Source organism: Stenotrophomonas sp. 364 (assembly GCF_009832905.1).
GTDB classification, from domain to species: domain Bacteria; phylum Pseudomonadota; class Gammaproteobacteria; order Xanthomonadales; family Xanthomonadaceae; genus Stenotrophomonas; species Stenotrophomonas maltophilia_AP.
The window spans coordinates 1,774,217-1,794,524 of record NZ_CP047135.1; the positions used below are offsets into that span (position 1 = coordinate 1,774,217).

A 20,308-nucleotide genomic window follows, 5' to 3' on the forward strand; every position below is an offset into this window, starting at 1 on the left:
GGCCTTCGGCCTGCGGCATCGGGTCTCAGGGTACATAGAGATATGTATCGCTGATGTCATGGGGACCTGCGTATCCTTTGCCCGGCAAGGCTGGGGTGGGAAGTGGCGCGTCCTCGGGTAGAAGTATGCCCCCGGAAGTATGTATAATTTGTGCATACTTTGGAGGGCCTACCGATGGAAGCCACCGTTGCAGAACGCGGACAGATCACCTTGCCCAAGGCGGTCCGCGATGCGCTTGGCCTGACCAAGGGCACCCAGCTGAAAGTGGAACTGGACGGCAGCCGGATCATCCTGCGCAAGAGCGTGGACGACGCGATTTCGCGCGCACGCGGCAAGTTCGCCCTGGATGGCTTCGATTCGGCCCAGGCCGCCGTCGACGCGGTTCGCGACGCCGAGTGAGCCGCGCATGATTGCCGTTGATTCCCCGGTCCTGATCGAGCTGCTCAGCAACGGGCCCCAGGCCGATGCCGTGGAAGCCTGCCTGCGTCAAAGCCTGGTCGGGGGCCGCGTGGTGATCTGTGGCGTCACCCTGGCCGAGATCTGCGCCTCCCTGCGCGGCGGCGCCGAGGTGCAGGGCGCGCTGGAGGAAATGGGCATCCATTTCAGCCCGCTGGAAGCCAAGTCGGCGTTGCGCGCCGGCGAGATGCACCGCCGCCACCGCCAACGCGGCACCGGCAGGCGCGGGCTGGACGATTTCATGGTCGGGTCGCACGCGCTGCTGCAGTGCGATGGCCTGATCACCTGGAACGATACGTTTTACCGCGACTACTTCAAGGGCCTGAAGCTGATCGTGCCGCACGCTTGAGCCCACGTATTCCACCGCTGTATTCAATCGCAGTCTTTTCAAAGAAATCCCGGGAGTTGTCATGTTGGAAGCCTACCGCCACCACGTAGCCGAGCGCGCCGCGCTTGGCATCCCGCCGCTGCCGCTGAACGCCCAGCAGACGGCCGACGTCATCGAACTGCTGAAGAACCCGCCCGCCGGCGAAGCCGGGTTCCTGCTGGACCTGCTGACCCACCGCGTGCCGGCCGGCGTCGATGACGCGGCCAAGGTCAAGGCCTCGTACCTGGCCGCGATCGCGCTGGGCAGCGAAGTCAATCCGCTGATCACGCGCGAGCGCGCCACCGAGCTGCTGGGCACCATGCTCGGTGGTTACAACGTCGCCCCGCTGGTGCAGCTGCTGGACGACGCCACCGTCGGCGCGATCGCCGCCGATGCGCTGAAGAACACCCTGCTGGTGTTCGATGCCTTCCACGATGTGCAGGAAAAGGCCAAGGCCGGCAACGCGAACGCCCAGGGCGTGCTGCAGAGCTGGGCCGATGCGGAGTGGTTCACCAGCCGCCCGCAGGTGCCCGAGAGCCTGACCATCACCGTGCTCAAGGTGACTGGCGAAACCAACACCGACGACCTGTCGCCGGCCCCGGATGCCACCACCCGCCCGGACATCCCGCTGCACGCCCTGGCGATGCTGAAGAACAAGCGTGATGGCATCGAACCGGAAGAAGACGGCAAGCGCGGCCCGGTCAAGTTCATTGAATCGCTGAAGGACAAGGGCCACCTGGTGGCCTACGTGGGCGACGTGGTCGGTACCGGTTCCAGCCGCAAGTCGGCCACCAACTCGGTGCTGTGGTTCACCGGCGAAGACATTCCGTTCATCCCGAACAAGCGCTTCGGCGGCGTGTGCCTGGGTTCCAAGATCGCCCCGATCTTCTACAACACCATGGAAGACGCCGGTGCGCTGCCGATCGAACTCGACGTGTCGCAGATGAACATGGGCGATGTGATCGAGCTGCGCCCCTACGACGGCAAGGCCCTGAAGGATGGCGCGGTGATCGCCGAGTTCAAGGTCAAGTCCGACGTGCTGTTCGATGAAGTGCGCGCCGGTGGCCGCATTCCGCTGATCATCGGCCGCGGCCTGACCGCCAAGGCGCGTGAAGCGCTGGGCCTGGCCCCGACCGACCTGTTCCGCCTGCCGATGGACCCGCCGGATACCGGCAAGGGCTTCTCGCTGGCGCAGAAGATGGTCGGCCGCGCCTGTGGCCTGCCGGAAGGCCAGGGCATGCGCCCGGGCACCTACTGCGAACCGAAGATGACCTCGGTGGGCTCGCAGGACACCACCGGCCCGATGACCCGTGACGAGCTGAAGGACCTGGCCTGCCTGGGCTTCTCGGCCGACCTGGTGATGCAGTCGTTCTGCCACACCGCCGCGTACCCGAAGCCGGTGGACGTCAAGACCCACCACACGCTGCCGGAGTTCATCTCCACCCGTGGCGGCATCTCGCTGCGCCCGGGCGACGGCGTGATCCACAGCTGGCTCAATCGCATGCTGCTGCCCGACACCGTCGGCACCGGCGGCGACTCGCACACCCGTTTCCCGGTGGGCATTTCGTTCCCGGCCGGCTCGGGCCTGGTCGCCTTCGCGGCCGCCACCGGCGTGATGCCGCTGGACATGCCCGAATCGGTGCTGGTCCGCTTCAAGGGCAAGATGCAGCCGGGCGTGACCCTGCGTGACCTGGTCAACGCGATCCCGCTGTACGCGATCAAGTCGGGCCTGCTGACCGTGGCCAAGGCCGGCAAGAAGAACATCTTCTCCGGTCGCATTCTGGAAATCGAAGGTCTGCCGGACCTGAAGGTCGAGCAGGCGTTCGAACTCTCCGATGCCTCGGCCGAGCGTTCGGCCGCCGGTTGCTCGGTGCACCTGAACAAGGAGCCGATCATCGAGTACCTCACCAGCAACATCACGCTGCTGAAGTGGATGATCGCCGAGGGTTACCAGGACGCCCGTTCGCTGGCGCGTCGCATCGAGAAGATGGAAGCGTGGCTGGCCAACCCGGAGCTGCTGGCCCCGGATGCCGACGCCGAGTACGCCGCCGTCATCGAGATCGACCTGGCCGACATCCACGAGCCGATCGTGGCCTGCCCGAACGATCCGGACGACGTCAAGACGCTGTCGGACGTGGCCGGCGCGGCCATCGATGAAGTCTTCATCGGTTCGTGCATGACCAACATCGGCCACTTCCGTGCGGCGGCCAAGCTGCTGGAAGGCAAGCGCGACATCCCGACCAAGCTGTGGGTGGCCCCGCCCACCAAGATGGATGCCTCGGAGCTGACCAAGGAAGGCCATTACGGCACCTTCGGCACCGCCGGCGCACGCATGGAAATGCCGGGCTGCTCGCTGTGCATGGGCAATCAGGCACAGGTGCGCGAGGGCGCCACGGTGTTCTCGACCTCGACCCGCAACTTCCCGAACCGTCTGGGCCGCAACTCCAACGTGTACCTGGGGTCGGCCGAACTGGCCGCGATCTGCTCGCGTCTGGGTCGCATCCCGACCAAGGAAGAGTACATGGCCGACATCGGCGTGCTGGATGCCAGCAGCAAGGACATCTACCGCTACATGAACTTCGACCAGATCGAGGACTACCAGGACGTGGCCAAGACGGTCGCTGCCTGATGCGTTGCCGGCCGATGGCCGGCAACCGGTAGCCATCGACCGTGGGTCGATGGGCTGAAAACAAGAAACCCCCGGTGAACGCCGGGGGTTTTTCGTTGTGATGCGGATACCAAGCGGCGATCATGGCCGGCCCGAACGTTGAAGACCGCCATGCCCCGTTGCCGATCGTCCCTGCATTCCCTCGTGCGCCTCGCCGTGCGCGCGCTGCTGATTCCCGCGCTTCTGTGCACGGTTGCGTTCGCCGCGTCTGCGCAGGACGGACGCCTGGGCGCTGCAGTGGATATCGCCTCCAAGAACCGCAGTCCACCCATCTACCCACCCGCGGAATACCGTGCGGGCATCGAGGGCGAGCTGTTGATCGAGGTGCATGTCGATGCGCAGGGGCAGCGCACGGCCACCACGATCGTGCACAGCAGTGGCTCGGACGTGTTGGATCAGTCCGCCCTGCGGGCCAGTGCCACATGGACGTACATCGCCGGAACGGAGAACGGCCAGCCGGTGGCGGGCACGGTGCGGATACCCGTGGTGTTCAAGCTGCCCTGATCGGGTAGAGCCGGGCTCTGCCCGGCTGGGTTGGTGCGCGCAAAAGGCAGCGACGTAGAGCCGGGCTCTGCCCGGCTTGGTAGGTACGCGCGAAAGGCAGCGACGTAGAGCCGGGCTCTGCCCGGCTTGGTGGGTACGCGCGAAAGGCAGCGACGTAGAGCCGGGCTCTGCCCGGCTTGGTGGGTACGCGCGAAAGGCAGCGACGTAGAGCCGGGCTCTGCCCGGCTTGGTGGGTACGCGCGAAAGGCCGCGACGTAGAGCCGGGCTCTGCCCGGCTTGGTGGGTACGCGCGAAAGGCAGCCGGGCAGAGCCCGGCTCTACGTTATGCGCGGGCCATGGCCATCAGTCGTTCGGCGATGCGTTCCAGCGGCACCATTTCTTCGGTGGCACCGAGTTTGTAAGCCGCGCCGGGCATGCCCCAGACCACGCTGGTGGCTTCGTCCTGCACCAGGGTGGGAGCGCCGGCGTTGCGCAGTTCCAACAGGCCGCGGGCGCCGTCGTCGCCCATGCCGGTGAGGATCGCGCCGATCGCGTTGGCACCCGCGCTTTCAGCCACCGAGCGGAACAGCACGTCCACCGCCGGCTTGTGCCGGTTCACCGCCGGGCCGTCGTCCACACGGCAGCGCCAGCGCGCACCGTCGCGGATGATGCGCAGGTGCTTGCCGCCGGGCGGCAGGTAGGCGTGGCCGGGTAGCACCGCTTCACCGTCGCTGGCTTCGCGCACGGACATCGCCGAATGGCGGTCCAGGCGTTCGGCGAACGGGGTGCTGAAGGTGGCAGGCAGGTGCTGGGTCATCACCACCGCCGGGGCGTCGGCGGGCATGCCTTCCAGCACCACGCGCAGCGCTTCGGTGCCGCCGGCCGAGGCGCCAATGGCGATCAGGCGGTCGGTGGTGCGGAACTGGATCGCACGCGGCACGGCGGCCGGGGCCACCGCATCCAGGGTGATGCGCGGGGCGCTGGGGCGGGCGAGGGTACGAACGCGGGAGCGCGCGGCCATCTTGACCTTGCCGATGATCTCTTCGGCATAGGCCTGCAGCCCGCGGGCGACGTCGAATTTCGGCTTGGACACGAAATCCACCGCGCCCAGCGCCAGCGCCTGCAGGGTGGTGTCGGCGCCACGTTCGGTCAGCGAGGAAATCATCACCACCGGCAGCGGGTGCAGCCGCATCAGGTTTTCCAGGAACGCCAGGCCGTCCATGCGCGGCATTTCCACGTCCAGGGTGATCACGTCCGGGGCCAGGCGCTTGATTTTCTCGCGCGCCAGCAACGGGTCGGCGGCAGTGCCGACGACCTCGATATCGCGGTCGCTGGCGAGGATTTCGCTGAGCATCTGCCGTACGACCGCGGAGTCGTCGACGATCAGCACGCGACAGGGGCCGGTGTGGGTCATTCGAACAGCTCCACGCCACCGGTGACCGGGGCCTTGGACAGGCGGGCGCGCACGGCCGATTCGGTAGCGGCCACTTCGGCTTCGTGGGCGTGCGGCAGGCGCTGCACGACGACGCGGCCGGTATCGGCGAAGAACCACACCTTGCGCGGATGGATGCCGCACAGGTCCTCGGCCAGCACCGGGATGTGCTCGGCCTGCAGGTACTGGCGCACGAACTCGGCGTTGCGCGTGCCCACCGGGTTGCTGGTGAAGCCCTTGAGCACGTTGGCACCGCCGAACACCTTCGCTTCCAGGCGCTTGCGGTGTGCGCCGCGCTTGAGCAGGTCGTTGATCAGCAGTTCCATGGCATAGCTGCCGTAGCGCGCGGGCGCGCCGTCGCCGACGTTGCCTTCCGGCAGCAGGAAGTGGTTCATGCCGCCGATCTTCAGCACCGGGTCGCGCAGGCAGGCGGCCACGCACGAACCGAGCGTGGTGGTCAACGCGGTGTCGTCGTCCACCACCAGGTACTGGGTGGGCAGCAGCTTGGCGGCGGTCACCTTGAAGCGGCTGTCGAAGTAGCGCATCACATCGTCGGTGCGGACCACGGCGTTCATGCCGGGGCTCCGGGGGCGCGCTTGTACAGGGTGCGTCCGCAGGGCTGGATCAGGTCGGCGGCGTGCAGGTAGTTCTCCGAGTGGCCGGTGTAGAGCAGGCCGTCATCGCCCATGTGCTGGATCAGCCGCGACAGGATGCCGCGCTGGGTGGGCTTGTCGAAATAGATCATCACGTTGCGGCAGAACAGGGCGTCGAACGGACCGCCGACGTCGTAGCGGTTGCTGAGCAGGTTGAGCGGGCGGAAGTCGATCAGGTCGCGCAGGGCCGGGTTGACCCGGCAGCTGCCTTCGTTGGGGCCGCTGCCGCGCTGGAAATAGCGTTTCTTGATCGCCGGGTCGAGCCCGGACACGCGGTCGATGGCGTACACGCCGCGGCTGGCGGTGGCCAGCACCTGGGTGTCCACGTCGGTGGCCAGGATCCGTACCGGCGGCTTGAGCGTGCCGAACGCTTCGCAGGCGGTGATGGCCATGGAGTAGGGCTCTTCCCCGGTGGAGGCCGCGCACGACCACAGCTGCAGAGTGCCGTGGCCGGCCCGCGCGCGCAGTTCGGTGTCGAGCTTTTCGAAGTGGTGCGGTTCGCGGAAGAACGCGGTGAGGTTGGTGGTCAGTGCGTTGGTGAACGCCTGCCATTCGTCGCCGCCGTCGCGTTCGAGCTGGTCCAGGTAGTCGTGGAAGTTGCGCAGGCCCAACGCCCGCAGGCGCCGCGACAGGCGGCCGTAGACCATGTCGCGCTTGGCCGGTGCCAGCGAGATGCCGACACGCTGGTAGATCAGGTCGCAGACGCGGCGGAAATCACGATCGGCGAACTCGAATTCGCGGCCGTTCTGGGCGGTAGTGGCAGGGGCAGAAGGCGTGGACACGGGCGGACTCGAAGGAGGGTGGGGAGGCGGCGGCCGGGTGGCCGCTGCGGAGGCTCAGAACTCTTGCCAGTTGCCGTCGTCGGGCGTGGTGCGCGGCGCGCGCGGGGCGGGCGCGGCACGTACCGGACCGGGTGCGGCCGGGCGGGCGGCAGGCCGGGCCGGGCCGGGCACCACCACGCGCGCGGTGACCGCGCTGACGGCGGCGGCCACGTGGTTGTCCAGGCGGAAGATGGCCACGGCATCGGACAGCTGGCCGGCCTGTTCTTCCATCGCACGCGCGGCGGCGGTGGCTTCTTCCACCAGCGCGGCGTTCTGCTGGGTGGTTTCGTCCATCTGCACCACGGTCTGGTTGACCTGGTCGATGCCGGCCGACTGTTCCTGCGAGGCGGCGGAGATCTCGGCCATGATGTCGGTCACGCGCTGTACCGAGGCGACGATTTCGCCCATGGTGGTGCCGGCCTTGCGCACCAGCGCCGAGCCGTCGGCCACGCTGGCCACCGAGTCGTCGATCAGGCCCTTGATCTCCTTTGCCGCACCGGCCGAACGCTGGGCCAGGGTGCGCACTTCGGAGGCGACCACGGCAAAGCCGCGGCCCTGTTCGCCGGCACGCGCGGCTTCGACCGCTGCGTTCAGTGCCAGGATGTTGGTCTGGAAGGCGATGCCGTCGATGACCGAGATGATCTCGGCGATGCGCCTGGAGCTGGCTTCGATCGCGCTCATGGTGGTGACCACCTGGCCGACGACCTCGCCGCCCTGGCTGGCCACGCCGTGCGCGCCGATGGCCAGCTGGTTGGCCTGGCGGGCATGCTCGGCGTTCTGGCGGACGGTGGAGGTCAGTTCCTCCATCGAGGCGGCGGTTTCTTCGAGGTTGGCGGCCTGCTGTTCGGTGCGGCGTGACAGGTCGCTGTTGCCGCTGGCGATCTCGCCGGCCGCCTGGTTGATGCTGCCCGCCGCAGCCTGGATCTGGCCCACGATCTGGGTCAGCTGGGCGACGGTGGCGTTGGCATCGTCGCGCATGCTGGCGAACACGCCCTGGAAGTCGCCGTGCATGCGCACCGTGAGGTCGCCCTCGGCGATGCCCGAGAGCAGCTGCGAGAGCTTGCCCAGGTTGTCATCGCTGACCTGCATCATCGCGTTGAGGTTGGCGATCATCAGGCGGAAGTCGTGGTCGAAGCTGGCGATGTCGCCGCGCTGGCTGAAATCACCGGCCGCCGCAGCCGCGCCCAGGCGCTTGATCTCGGCATTGATGCTGGCCAGGTTCTGCTTGACCGCATCGACGGTGTCGGTGATGGCGGCCTTCTCGCCGGGGTAGCGCGCGATCTCGGCGGACAGGTCGCCCACCGCGTAGCGCTGCACCACCTGCAGGACGCTCTGCATGGTCTGCACGTGCGCGCCGACCAGGGTGTTGGTTTCGTGCACCATCAGCCCGTACTCGCCGGGGAAGGCGCTTTCGTCCATGCGGTAGCTGGTCTGGCCGGCGTCGTGGCGGTTGGCCATCTCGCGCTGGCCGCTGATCACCGCGTGCAGCTGCTGCTGCATGCGCGCCATGCTTTCCAGCAGGCGGCCGGGTTCGTCGTGGGCCTGGGTACCGATGCGGCTGTCGAGCTTGCCGGCGGCGATGCTCTCGGCCACCTGGGTGGCCTGGCGCAGCGGCAGGGTGATGCGGTTGCCGATCAGCCAGCTGAGCGCCAGCACGATCAGCACCACGGCGCCGCCGCTGGCGGTCATGATGGCGGTGAACACCAGCGCCTGCTGCTGTACGTCTTCCATGTACACGCCGCTGCTGATGACCCACTGCCAAGGCGCGTACAGGCCGGCATAGGACGACTTGTCGTACAGGCCTTCGGCGCCCGCCTTGGCCCACTTGTAGGACACCACGCCGCCACCCTGGCGCGCCACCTGCACCAGGTCGTGGAACAGCTGCACGCCGTCCTCGGAACGGAACGCCTGCATGTCCTTGCCGATCAGGTCCTTGCGGAACGGATGCATCAGCACGCGATACTGGGTGTCGTAGACGCTGTAGTAGTAGGCGTCGCTGTCGGCGCGCATGCGCTCGAGCGCTTCCAGCGCGGCGGCCTTGGCGGCCGGTTCGGTCAGCTCGCCGGTCTCGGCCAGGCGGTGGTAGTGGTCCAGGATGCCGTAGGTCAGTTCGACCTGGATCTTCAGGCTGTCCTTGCGGGTATCGGTGAGGTCCAGGTACTGCATGCGCGCAGCGATCACGGCCAGGGCGATGACGCCCACGGCGATGAGCGCGGTGAGCAGGTTGAGCTTGCGCCTGACGGACAGGTTGGAGAAATACTGGTTCCAGCGGCTGATCAGATTCATGGGCAGGGCATCTTTGGTCGACGAACGTGTCGCGGCAATGCTGTTATCGGCCAAAGGCAGCGGCTATTGAGGGCAGGTGACTGAGCGTATTCAGGTTCGACCGGCCCACGGATGGGTAGCGCCACCCCATGGGTGGCTGCACGCGGTACCGAAGCGGTAGAGCCGACCGTTGGTCGGCTGCACGCGATGCCCGCACACGGGTAGAGCCACCCCATCGGTGGCTGCACGCGGCGCCTAAGGTGCACAGCCACCCATGGGGTGGCTCTACCGGCGTTTGTGGCCACAAAAAAGGCCCCGGTGGGTACCGGGGCCTTTCGTCATGCAAGGTTGCAGGGCGCAGGTGCGCTTAGAACTCCTGCCAGTCGCCGTCAGCCAGCTCGGTGGCAACCGGGCGGGCCGCTGCACGGCGAACCGGGGTCGGCGCTGCGGCAGCCGGGCGTGCGGCACGCGGGGCCGGGGCCGCCACGGCTGCCGGCGGCAGCACCACGTCATGCGCGTCGAGCTTGAAGATCGATACCGCGTCGCTGAGGTGGCCGGCCTGTTCTTCCATCGAACGGGCGGCGGCAGTGGCTTCTTCCACCAGCGCGGCATTCTGCTGGGTGGTTTCGTCCATCTGCACCACGGTCTGGTTGACCTGCTCGATGCCGGCCGACTGTTCCTGCGAGGCCGCGGAGATCTCGGCCATGATGTCGGTCACGCGCTGCACCGAGGCGACGATCTCGCCCATGGTCGCGCCCGCCTTGTGCACCAGGGCCGAGCCGTCGTTGACCTTGCCGACCGAGTCGTCGATCAGGCCCTTGATCTCCTTGGCCGCACCGGCCGAACGCTGGGCCAGGGTACGTACCTCGGAGGCAACCACGGCAAACCCGCGGCCCTGTTCGCCGGCACGTGCGGCTTCCACCGCCGCGTTCAGCGCCAGGATGTTGGTCTGGAAGGCGATGCCGTCGATGACCGAGATGATCTCGGCGATCTTCTTGGACGAGGTCTGGATCGCGCTCATGGTGGTGACCACCTGGCCGACCACTTCACCGCCCTGGCTGGCGACGCTGTGCGCGCCGATGGCCAGTTGGTTGGCCTGGCGGGCATGCTCGGCGTTCTGGCGCACGGTGGAGGTCAGTTCCTCCATCGAGGCGGCGGTTTCTTCCAGGTTGGCGGCCTGCTGTTCGGTACGGCGCGACAGGTCGCTGTTGCCGGTGGCGATCTCGCTGGCCGCCGAGCTGATGGCCTGGCTGGAGTGCTTGATCTTGGTGACGATGCCGCTGAGCTGTTCGGCGGTGGCATTGGCGTCGTCGCGCATGGTGGCGAACACGCCCTGGAAATCACCGTGCATGCGCACCGTGAGATCGCCCTGCGACAGCGCGGTGAGCAGGCCGGAGATCTGCTCGATGCTGGCCGCGTTGGCGTCCAGCAGGCCGTTGATCTGCTGGGCCAGCTGCAGGAAGAAGCCTTCCTTGCCGTCGGCGCGGATGCGGCCGGACAGGTCGCCGGCGGCGGCCTGGGCAATCACGCGCGCCACTTCGGCCTCGACCAGCGCTTCCGGCGTACGGTCGCGCCACTCGACCACGTGGCCGACGCTCTCGCCTTCTTCGTTGCGGATGGTGGAGACCACCTGGGCGAACTGCGCATCGCCGAACTGCATGGCGCGACGGGCCACGCCGTTCGCCTTGAGGTTGTTCAGCAGGTTGGCATCCATCTCGCCGCGATGCTCCAGCACGGTCAGCGGACGGCCGACCAGCGAGGTGCCGGCATCGAAATCGGGCAGGTGCTTGCGCAGCTCATCCTGGTACTGGGACAGGCTCTGCTCGAGTGCGCGGTTGGCGTAGACGATGTTGAGCTGGTTGTCGGTCAGGTATACGCCGGTGGAGCTGTAATCCAGCGCGGTGCGGATGCGCAGGTTCTCGCGGGCAACGGCCTGGTCGGTCTCGGTGCGCTCGCGCAGGTCGCGCTGCATGCGCTGCATGGCCTGCATCAGGTCGCCGACTTCATCCTTGCGGGTGACGTCGATATGGCCGTCAAGCTTGCCGCCGGCCACGTCGTTGGCGACCGACACGGCGCCGCGCATGCTGCCCACCAGCGAACGGGCGAACAGGTATACCAGCACCAGGCCGAGCGCGGCACCGCCGAGCAGGGCGATGACGGTCAGGGTGGCCGAGGCGGCATAGGTCGATTCGGCTTCCTCGCGCGAAGCGCGGGCCAGGCGGTTGTCTTCGGCGATCAGCGCTTCGAGCGCCGAGGAGGCCTTCAGGTGCTTGGTGCGGGTTTCGCCGACGAAAGTATCCACGGCGTCATCGGGGAGATCCAGTTCCAGCATCTCGGTGACGGCATCGTAGGAGGCCAGCGAGTCTTTCCAATCCTTGGCGAAGGTGTCGAACAGCTTCTTCTGCTGGGGATTGTCGATCAATTCGGGGTATTTCTTGATGGACAGGTCGATCTTGCCGCGCAGTTCGGCGGCGCGCTTCTTGGCGTCAGCCTTGACGTCGTCGCTGGCGCGGATCAGGCCCTGGTAGGCCGAGTTGCGATATTCGCCAACCATGCCGCGGATTTCACCGGCGGTGCGGATGCTTTCCATCCGGTGGCCGGCCAGTTCGGTGGTGACGTTGTTGAGCGAGTACAGCCCGCGATACGCCACGATGCCCTGCAGCAGCATCACCAGCAGGAGGACACCGAAAGTCAGCATCAACTTCGGCATCAGTTTGAGGTTGTTGATCCAGGGCATGGGCGGTGCGATCTCCAGTGGCAAACGCGTCCGGGCATCGTGCCCGGTTGCAGCGACCACGCCGGCCAGTGCCGGCGTGGCATGGCGTACGACGGATTACTTGATGTTGGCGAGCTTGAGGCCGGCCGGCGAGCTGACTTCGATTTCAGCACGCGATGCGTCGCGGGCGATCTTGCCGATCACGCAGACGGTCTTGCCTTCCAGGGTTTCCAGCGGGAAGCTGAACTTGCCGCGGTTGGCGCCGGCGATGCGGGCCGAGAAGGTGTGGCGCGGGAACGCGCCGCCCATGTAGAGGAAGGTCGGCTGGCCTTCGGAGCCTTCGGCGTAGCGGGCCTTTTCGACCTTGCCGCAGACCATGCCGTCCTTGCCGACCGAGCGCGGCGCCATTTCCGGCGGGATCATCTCAGCCGACTGGGCGAAGGCGGACGAGGCAGAGGAAGCGAGGACGGCAACCGAGAACAGCGCAAGCAAGGACTTCATCGGGAAAAATCTCCGGGGGAAATTGGACGAGTTGGCCCGGCCTTGGGCAGTCCCACACAGCCGGGTCCTGAAGCAGCTATCGGCCGTCGCGGGGGGAACTGAAGAACTTTTTTCGTCATCCCGGTCGAATCGACCGGGATGGCGAGGGCGCGATCAGGCGGCGGCGTCTTCAACGTGGGCCGGCTGGCCCATGTCGGCGCTGTCGAGCAGGGTTTCGATGTCCAGCAGGATCAGCATGCGATCGTCCTGGGTGCCGATGCCGGAGATGAAGCGGGTATCGACGGCGGCGCCGAACTCGGGGGTGGGGCGGATCTGGTCGGCGTTGAGCGGGATGACGTCGGAGACGCTGTCGACGACGATGCCGACGACGCGGTCTTCGACGTTGAGCACGATCATGACGGTGAAAGCATCATACGTGGCCTTTTCCAGGCGCAGCTTGAGGCGCAGGTCGATGACCGGGACGATGGTGCCGCGCAGGTTGATCACACCCTTGATGTAATCGGGGGCATCGGGCACGCGGGTGACCGAGTCGTAACCGCGGATTTCCTGGACCTTGAGAATATCCACGCCGTAATGCTCGGCGCCGAGGGTGAAGCTGAGGTACTCGCCACCGCTGCTGGCGGCGTTGGGGTTGCTGTCGTTCATGGAAGGAATCCTGGGTCGGGCGTGGCGGTAAGGAAAAACCGGGCGTCACGCTCAATATCGGCCTGGAGTCGGGCGACTTTAGACGGGGTGTGGTTGGCTGTTTTCAGCTATTCGCTGCTGATGGACGGCGGGCGGTGCCAGGCCCTGCCGGGACACGCCGTGAATCCCGCTCCGCGGTCCGGCCCAGCCGCTGGCGGCTGTGCGTTCAGTCGCATGCGAGGCAGTGCCTCGCAAGCAATGCGCCTTCACCCCTGGAGGCTCGTGGGCGCCATCCATGGCGCCCAACGGTCCCGGCAGGGCCTGGCACCGCCCGCCCCACAGGTTCCGTGATCGGTTGGATAAAGCCGCGTGGGTGGGGAGGGGTAGTGCCGAGCGTTGCTCGGCACCTACACCCACTCCTCAAGCGCTGCGTGCTCGTGATCTCAACACAGCGAAAGCCATCTGCGCTGGGGCGGTACGGGTGGGTTGGCGGGACCGTTGGGCGCCATGGATGGCGCCCACGAGCCTACACGGACGTACTTGAGGCGTGTCCCGCCAACCCACCCGTACCGACCCACCCCAACAGACCGAACCGCCGCAGTTGCTGTTGCAGTTGCTGTTGCAGTTGCTGTTGCCGTTGCCGTTGCCGTTGCTCCAAAAGCAGCAGCCCGCCTAACTCTCCCCATTCTTGCGGGCGCTGCGCTGGCGGTCGATGCGGAAAATGTAGCGTTGGATCGCACTGTCGCCCCCGCGTGGCAGCGTGTCGAAACGCATCCCCACGCGCTTCATCTCCACCCCGTTGGGCAGCTTTACCGCCAACTGATTGCACACGATCAACGCAATCTGCAGCTGCCCGCCCTCCGGCACGTCCAGCCGCGCCTCGTACCGCTTCTGCAGCGCGAACACATTGCAGTCCACCGGCACCGTCACCGCCAGACCGCCGCCACTGATGTCCACCACCCGCAGACTCAACGCCTCGGTGCGGTCCTCGTTGATCGGGAAAAGCAGCTGCGGCGAATCCGTGATCGGCGTCTCCAGACGGTACAGCTCGCGACGCTGCAGGTGCACCAACTCGCTCGGAAACGCCACCCGGAACGCCACATGGTGCGTACTGCCCACGCGCTCCAGATGGTCCAGCCGGAACCGTACCATCACCTTGTCCAGCTGCGCGAAGCACAGCAGGTGCCCGGCTTCCTCCGCCGCCCGGTTGGCCGGCTCGGACGGACTGCCGTCGAGCAACAGCATGTCGTCGTCCTCGTCCAGCTCCAGGATCGCCGTCGGGAACGACTGGTCCCGCCCGCCCAGGTGGGCGTTGATCAGCGAACGCTGGTCGATCAGTGCCTGCAGCAATTGACGGATCTGCCGGGGATTGCGGACCAGGTAACGATCGTCCGTGCCATCGTCGTGCGCGGTGTGGGGATCGTCGTGTGCCTCAAGGCTGCCTTCGGACATGGATGCGTGCTGAATTGAGTGGGCGCCGCCGGCGGGTTTTACCAGGGCTCTGTCCGTTTATCGGCAGCAGTTCACATTAATGTAGGGCCAATCCGTGTAGCCCGCGTTGGCTGGCCCAAATGCACGACACCCCGCCGAAGCGGGGTGCCGTGGACAGACGTCACAGACGGGGCGGCTTAGAACTCCTGCCAGTCGCCTTCATTGGCCAGCACCGGCTCGCGCACCGCAGCACGGCGCACCGGCGCTGCCGCCGCACGCGCACGCGGTGCCGCAGCGGCCGGGGCACGGGCGGTGGCAGCCGACACGCTGGCCACCGACGCCGCCTGGTCGTCCAGCTTGAACAGCGCCACGGCGTCGGTGAGGTGGCCGGCCTGCTCTTCCATCGAACGGGCCGCGGCGGTTGCTTCTTCCACCAGCGCGGCGTTCTGCTGGGTCGTTTCGTCCATCTGCGTGATGGTCTGGTTGACCTGCTCGATGCCGGCCGACTGTTCCTGCGAGGCCGCGGAGATCTCGGCCATGATGTCGGTCACGCGTTGCACCGAGGCCACGATTTCGCCCATGGTCTCGCCGGCCTGGTTGACCAGCGCCGAGCCCTCGGCCACCTTGCCGACCGACTCGTCGATCAGGCCCTTGATCTCCTTGGCCGCACTGGCCGAGCGCTGGGCCAGGGTGCGCACCTCGGAGGCCACCACGGCAAACCCGCGGCCCTGCTCGCCGGCACGTGCCGCTTCCACGGCGGCATTCAGCGCCAGGATGTTGGTCTGGAAGGCGATGCCGTCGATCACGGTGATGATGTCAGCGATGCGGCGCGAGGACGCGTCGATCTCGTGCATCGTGCTGACCACGCGGCCGACCACATCGCCGCCCTGGCTGGCCACGCCGTGCGCGCCGATCGCCAGCTGGTTGGCCTGGCGGGCGTGTTCGGCGTTCTGGCGCACGGTGGAGGTCAGTTCCTCCATCGACGCGGCGGTTTCTTCCAGGTTGGCGGCCTGCTGCTCGGTACGGCGCGACAGGTCGTTGTTGCCCGAGGCGATTTCGCCGGCGGCGGTGCTGATGCTGGACGACGCGTGCTGGATGCGGCCCACGATCTGGGTCAGCTGGGCCACGGTGGTGTTGGCGTCGTCGCGCATGCTGGCGAACACGCCGTGGAACTGACCCTGCATGCGCGCGGTCAGGTCGCCGTTGGCGATCGACTGCAGCAGGTGCGACAGCTGCGACAGGTTGCCGTCGGCCACTTCCATCATGGTGTTGAGATGCTCGATCATCACCCGGAAATCGTGATCGAAGCGCAGCGCATCGCCGCGCTGGCTGAAGTCACCGGCCGCGGCAGCCTGGGCCAGCGACTGGATCTGGGTGTTGATGGCCAGCAGGCTGGCCTTCGCGGCGTCCATCGATTCGTGCAGGATCGCGCGGCTGCCGGGCAGGCGGCGGGCGTTGGGCGACAGGTCACCGGCGGCGTACTGGTTCAGCACGGCGATGGCGTCCTTGATGGCATCCAGGTGGTCGAACACCACCGTGTTGGTGCCCACGGCCAGCTCACCGTACACGCCCGGGAAGTCGGTGGGCATGCGGTGCGAAATATCCGGGCCGGCATGCATCGCGGCCATCTGCCGGGTTTCCTCGGAATAGCGGCGCAGCATGCTGGTCATTTCGCCGGTGGCGGCCAGCATCTGCCCGGCCTCGTCGGTGCTGGTGGCGCGCGTGGTGACGCTCAGGTCGCCACGGGCCACCGACTTGATGGCATGCACGGCCTGGCCCAGCGGGCGGGTGATGATGCGCGAGATCACGAAGGCCAAGGCGGCGGCCACCAGCGACAGCAGCACCATGCAGCAGATGATCGCGATCACGCTGGTGCGGTGAGTGGCATTGGCATCGGCGAGCTTGTCGGTCATCAGGCTGTTGCTGTAGACGCCCAGTGCTTTGAGGTCTTCGAACAGCTGCCGGCGGGCCGGGCGCGACTTGTTGTCGGAGACGTCGCGGGCACCGGCTGCGTCGCCGGCGGCAACGGCGGCCCGCAGGTCCGTGTTGGCCTTGAAATACGCGTCGGTGTCGGCGGCGACCTTGGCATACAGCGCACGTTCGCGGTCATTGGCCGGCAGTGCCGCATAGGCGGCCAGTTCATCACGAACCTGCTTGGCCGAGTCATCCATGCGCTTGTTGTAGTCAGCCACCTTGTCGGGCTGGTCCAGCATGCTCACCTGCGCCAGTTCGTAGGTGCGGAACTCGCCCAGGATGGCGCGTGCCTCGCCCAGGTGCTGCAGCGTGGGGATGTTGTTCTCGGCCATCGCGCCCAGTTCGGCGTTGGCGCCATTGAGGCGGACCAGCGCGAACACACCGAGCACGACGGTCATCAGGGTGGTGAGGGTAAAGCCCACGGCCAGCTTGCGGGCGATGGGCAGATTGTGGAACCACTTCATGGCAGGAACTCCGGGCAGGGCAGTGGCGCGCAGCCGTGGGGGCGCTGGGCGTGAGGTCGTGGCGAATGCGGAATGGGGCGAGGGGCACGTGACGGTGAAGTCAACGCTCTCCCGAAATAGCGGCGACGCAGCGCCGCAACTTGAGTGTTCGATGTCACATTTTTTCTCGGCATGCCGTCAGGCCACGCCAGCCCGCATTGGTTGCACAAGCAAGCAACCGCAAGGCATTCGATCCGCAGCCCACGCAGACGCCTCAGTACGCCAACGTATCGCCGCCGATCAACGTCACAGTTTCAAAAAGGGCCATAACGCACAGGCCCGGCCGAAGACAAATCACCCGATAGTGCCGGCCGCTGGCCGGCAACCAGGAAACCCCCAGCAATTGGTAGTGCCGGCCGCTGGCCGGCAACCCCATGGACCCCAGCCGACAGCGCGAGGAGCCGGCCAGCGGCCGGCACTACCGGGATGCAGACGAAGGTCGCAGACCCGCAAACGAGGAGCCCCCGCTAGTAGCGGGGGCGCGCCGACAGGCGGGGGGTGTTGGGAGGTGATAAGACGGGGCCCGCGTTCTGCGAAGCGGAACGTGGGGAGCCATCGCGCATGCGAGGGCGTCCCGGGGGCGCGCCGACGGCGGGGGGTGTTGGGTGCTGGTAAGCCGGGGCCCAGGGTTTGCGCAGCAAACCCTGGGGAAATCTTCGCGAATGCGGAGATTTAAGCGGCCTGTGGCATCCGCAACGACCGCACCAGGCCACCGATATCCACGATCAGCGACACCCGGCCATCGCCCAGGATGGTGGCACCGGAGACGCCACTGATGCGGCGGTAGTTGTTCTCGATGTTCTTGACCACCACCTGCTGCTGGCCGACCAGTTCGTCCACTTCCAGCGCGATCTTCTGGCCATCGCCTTCGACCACCACCACCAGCGAGTCGTCCTTGGTGCGCCCGCCGAACCCGTAGTACTCGCTGAGCGAGAGGATCGGCAGGTACTCGCCACGGACGCGCAGCACGCGCCCTTCGCCGGCCATGGTGCGTACGTCCTCGGGCTGCGGCTGCAGCGCCTCCAGTACGTAGGCCAGCGGCAGGATCACCGTTTCACCGGCCACCGCCACGGTCATGCCGTCGAGGATGGCCAGGGTCAGCGGCAGCCGGATCAGCACGCGGGTGCCATTGCCGGCCTTGCTTTCCAGCTGTACTTCGCCGCCCAGCGCCTGGATGTTGCGGCGGACCACGTCCATGCCCACGCCTCGGCCCGAAAGATCCGTGACGGCATCGGCGGTGGAGAAGCCCGGCTGGAAGATCAGGTCCCAGACCTGCGCGTCGGTGGGGTTGTCGGGCACGCTCAAGCCGCGCTCGAGGGCCTTGGACAGGATCTTGTCGCGGTTCAGGCCGCGGCCGTCGTCGCTGACTTCGATCACGATGTGGCCGCCCTGGTGCGAGGCCGCCAGGGTGATCGTGCCGGTCTCGTCCTTGCCCGCGTCGCGGCGGACGTCGGGCATTTCCAGGCCGTGGTCGATCGAGTTGCGGACCAGATGCACGAGCGGATCGGCGATCTTCTCGATCAGGCCCTTGTCCAACTCGGTGCCTTCGCCGATGGTGCGCAGGCGCACGTGCTTGCCCAGGCGCGAGGACAGGTCGCGGACCAGGCGCGGGAAGCGGCGGAACACCGCATCCACCGGAAGCATGCGCACGCCGATGACCGCTTCCTGCAGGTCGCGGGTGTTGCGTTCAAGCAGGTCCAGGCCGGCGAACAGCTGTTCGGCATGCACCGGGTCCAGTGCGTGCGAGACCTGCTTGAGCATGGCCTGGGTGATGACCAGTTCGCCGACCAGGTTGATCAGGGCATCGACCTTTTCCACGGCGACGCGGATCGAGGTTTCTGCTTCGTGTGCGGCCGGCGCAGCGGCTGCGGCGGGTGCCGCTGCGGCTGCGGGTGCCGGTGCCGGGGCGGCCACCGGGGCCGCTGGCGCGTGGGTGGCCAGGCTGGGCGGTGCGGCCGGACGGATGTCCAGTTCGCAGTCGTCCACGACCCAGGCGAAAGTGTCTTCGATCTTGCTGCGCGGCACCTTGCCGACCAGGCCGAGGTCCCACGCCAGGTGGGCTTCAAGCGGGTCGAGCTGGTCGAAACCGGGCAGGCGGTCCAGCCGCGCGGCCACCTGCAGCGAGCCCAGGTGTTCCAGTTCGCGGATGATGCGCAGCGGGTCGTTGCCGCTCATGAACAGCGAGGGCGAGGGCACGAAGCCGATCTGCCACGCTTCGGGGGTGTCATCCACCTTGGCCGCGGCTACCGGCGCGGCGGCTGCGACCTGGCCGGACAACACCGCTTCCAGGCGCGCCTTGATCGCGGCCACGGCCTGGGGGTCGGCGGGCTGGCCGTGTTCGGCTTCGCGCAGCAGGGCACGCAGCACGTCCACCGAGGACAGCATGGCGTCGACCGCGGTGGCTTCCAGGGCGCGCTTGCCGGCACGCAGTTCGTCCAGCAGGGTTTCCAGCACGTGGGTCAACGCGGCGATCGCGTCGAAGCCGAAGGTACCGGCGCCGCCCTTGATGGAATGCGCGGCGCGGAACACCGAATTGATGATTTCCGGGTCCTGCTGGCCCGATTCAAGCGCCAGCAGGCCAGCCTCCATTGCATCCAGCCCCTCGCGGCTTTCTTCAAAGAACGTGGCGTGGAAACGTTGCAGATCCATGCTCATGGTGCGTGGGGTCCGGTTGCGAAGGGAGGGAGGGTGGTGCGGTGGGGTGTGCCGGGATCAGCCCAGCACTTTCTGTACGGTGGCGACCAGCTGTTCGGGATTGAACGGCTTGACCAGCCAGCCGGTGGCACCGGCGGCCTTGCCTTCGGACTTCTTGTCGGCGGCCGATTCAGTGGTCAGCATCAACATCGGGATGAACTTGTAGTCCGGCAGCTGGCGCAGCTCGCGGATCAGCGAGATGCCGTCCATGTTGGGCATGTTGACGTCGGTCACCACCGCGTTGAAGCGCTGGCCTTTGGCCCGGCCCAGTGCGACGGCACCATCTTCGGCCTCTTCGACCGAGAAGCCGGCCGAGGTGAGGGCGAAAGAGACCATCTGGCGCATCGACGCCGAGTCGTCCACCACCAAGATTCGTGCGCTCATGCAGCGTTCTCCACAGATTTCAGGTTGTCATGGGTTGCGTCCAGGCCAAGGGCCTGGGTGAGGCCGAGCAGTCGCGCGGCATCACGGAAGGTGGCAGTGCAACCGTCGAATCCGGTCGGGTGGCCTGCCTGGCGGCGGGCGTCGACGAATGCGCACAGGACCTGCATTGCTGCGGTATGGATACGGCTCACCTGGCTGGCATCCAGCGTCAGTTCGCCGGCCTGGTCCACCAACGGGGCCAGGCGGGTTTTCAGCTCGGTGCTGGTCTCGATTCCGAGATCACCACCCAGGGCAACAGTGCTCATGTTTGCTCCGGACAAACGGTTCCGAGAGAGA

The 20,308-nt window shown here is 67.0% G+C and carries 17 protein-coding genes; 5 read left to right on the top strand and 12 right to left on the bottom strand.

Translation table 11 applies throughout. The features are described from left to right. Positions 1 to 174: 174 nt before the first annotated feature. From GQ674_RS08225 to GQ674_RS08240, 4 genes are all read left to right on the top strand, one after another. Positions 175 to 399, top strand: coding sequence for an AbrB/MazE/SpoVT family DNA-binding domain-containing protein (locus tag GQ674_RS08225; RefSeq protein ID WP_038688544.1), 225 nt, complete (start codon positions 175 to 177; stop codon positions 397 to 399). Between the two features lie 7 nt (positions 400 to 406). Then, positions 407 to 805 (top strand): type II toxin-antitoxin system VapC family toxin, encoded by a 399-nt coding sequence (locus GQ674_RS08230; protein ID WP_128096849.1) that lies wholly within the window; start codon positions 407 to 409, stop codon positions 803 to 805. 61 nt (positions 806 to 866) lie between these two features. Next, positions 867 to 3,452, top strand: coding sequence for a bifunctional aconitate hydratase 2/2-methylisocitrate dehydratase (acnB, locus tag GQ674_RS08235; RefSeq protein ID WP_159496664.1), 2,586 nt, complete (start codon positions 867 to 869; stop codon positions 3,450 to 3,452). 183 nt (positions 3,453 to 3,635) lie between these two features. Continuing rightward, on the top strand, positions 3,636 to 3,995 hold the full coding sequence (locus GQ674_RS08240) for an energy transducer TonB (RefSeq protein ID WP_159496665.1): 360 nt from the start codon (positions 3,636 to 3,638) through the stop codon (positions 3,993 to 3,995). 322 nt (positions 3,996 to 4,317) lie between these two features. Here the strand turns inward: GQ674_RS08240 and GQ674_RS08245 are convergent, their stop codons facing one another. From GQ674_RS08245 to GQ674_RS08275, 7 genes are all read right to left on the bottom strand, one after another. Continuing rightward, complete coding sequence (locus GQ674_RS08245; protein WP_159496666.1) at positions 4,318 to 5,388, bottom strand: chemotaxis response regulator protein-glutamate methylesterase; 1,071 nt, start codon at positions 5,386 to 5,388, stop codon at positions 4,318 to 4,320. After that, entirely contained in the window at positions 5,385 to 5,981 is a 597-nt protein-coding gene (gene cheD, locus GQ674_RS08250; RefSeq protein WP_159496667.1) for a chemoreceptor glutamine deamidase CheD, read from the bottom strand. The genes GQ674_RS08245 and cheD overlap by 4 nt, the downstream gene beginning before the upstream one ends. Next, positions 5,978 to 6,841 carry a CheR family methyltransferase gene (locus GQ674_RS08255; RefSeq protein ID WP_128096848.1) on the bottom strand — a complete coding sequence of 288 codons (864 nt, stop codon included), beginning with the start codon at positions 6,839 to 6,841 and terminating at the stop codon, positions 5,978 to 5,980. Before GQ674_RS08255 ends, cheD begins: the two co-directional genes overlap by 4 nt. Positions 6,842 to 6,895: 54 nt before the next feature. Continuing rightward, positions 6,896 to 9,166: a methyl-accepting chemotaxis protein gene (locus GQ674_RS08260; protein ID WP_159496668.1), complete on the bottom strand. Its 2,271-nt coding sequence runs from the start codon at positions 9,164 to 9,166 to the stop codon at positions 6,896 to 6,898. Positions 9,167 to 9,512: 346 nt separating this feature from the next. Then, positions 9,513 to 11,882 carry a methyl-accepting chemotaxis protein gene (locus tag GQ674_RS08265; protein ID WP_159496669.1) on the bottom strand — a complete coding sequence of 790 codons (2,370 nt, stop codon included), beginning with the start codon at positions 11,880 to 11,882 and terminating at the stop codon, positions 9,513 to 9,515. Between the two features lie 96 nt (positions 11,883 to 11,978). Continuing rightward, entirely contained in the window at positions 11,979 to 12,362 is a 384-nt protein-coding gene (locus GQ674_RS08270; protein WP_128095882.1) for a hypothetical protein, read from the bottom strand. A 153-nt stretch (positions 12,363 to 12,515) separates the two neighbouring features. Beyond that, positions 12,516 to 13,007, bottom strand: a complete 492-nt coding sequence (locus GQ674_RS08275; protein ID WP_128095881.1) for a chemotaxis protein CheW — start codon at positions 13,005 to 13,007, stop codon at positions 12,516 to 12,518. A 526-nt stretch (positions 13,008 to 13,533) separates the two neighbouring features. Between GQ674_RS08275 and GQ674_RS21720 the strand changes: the two genes are divergently transcribed. Then, positions 13,534 to 13,662, top strand: a complete 129-nt coding sequence (locus tag GQ674_RS21720; RefSeq protein WP_268893881.1) for a hypothetical protein — start codon at positions 13,534 to 13,536, stop codon at positions 13,660 to 13,662. Here the strand turns inward: GQ674_RS21720 and GQ674_RS08280 are convergent. The 5 genes from GQ674_RS08280 to GQ674_RS08300 form a co-directional block, all read right to left on the bottom strand. Beyond that, on the bottom strand, positions 13,659 to 14,438 hold the full coding sequence (locus GQ674_RS08280) for a flagellar brake protein (RefSeq protein WP_159496670.1): 780 nt from the start codon (positions 14,436 to 14,438) through the stop codon (positions 13,659 to 13,661). The two genes, GQ674_RS21720 and GQ674_RS08280, sit on opposite strands and share 4 nt — an antisense overlap. Before the next feature lie 176 nt (positions 14,439 to 14,614). Next, positions 14,615 to 16,855 (bottom strand): methyl-accepting chemotaxis protein, encoded by a 2,241-nt coding sequence (locus GQ674_RS08285; RefSeq protein ID WP_159496671.1) that lies wholly within the window; start codon positions 16,853 to 16,855, stop codon positions 14,615 to 14,617. A 711-nt stretch (positions 16,856 to 17,566) separates the two neighbouring features. Beyond that, complete coding sequence (locus tag GQ674_RS08290) at positions 17,567 to 19,549, bottom strand: chemotaxis protein CheA (protein ID WP_159496672.1); 1,983 nt, start codon at positions 19,547 to 19,549, stop codon at positions 17,567 to 17,569. A 57-nt stretch (positions 19,550 to 19,606) separates the two neighbouring features. Beyond that, a complete protein-coding gene (locus GQ674_RS08295; protein WP_159496673.1) occupies positions 19,607 to 19,972 on the bottom strand; it encodes a response regulator in 366 nt (121 codons plus the stop codon). After that, positions 19,969 to 20,277, bottom strand: a complete 309-nt coding sequence (locus GQ674_RS08300) for an STAS domain-containing protein (RefSeq protein WP_128097726.1) — start codon at positions 20,275 to 20,277, stop codon at positions 19,969 to 19,971. The genes GQ674_RS08295 and GQ674_RS08300 overlap by 4 nt, the downstream gene beginning before the upstream one ends. Positions 20,278 to 20,308 lie beyond the last annotated feature (31 nt).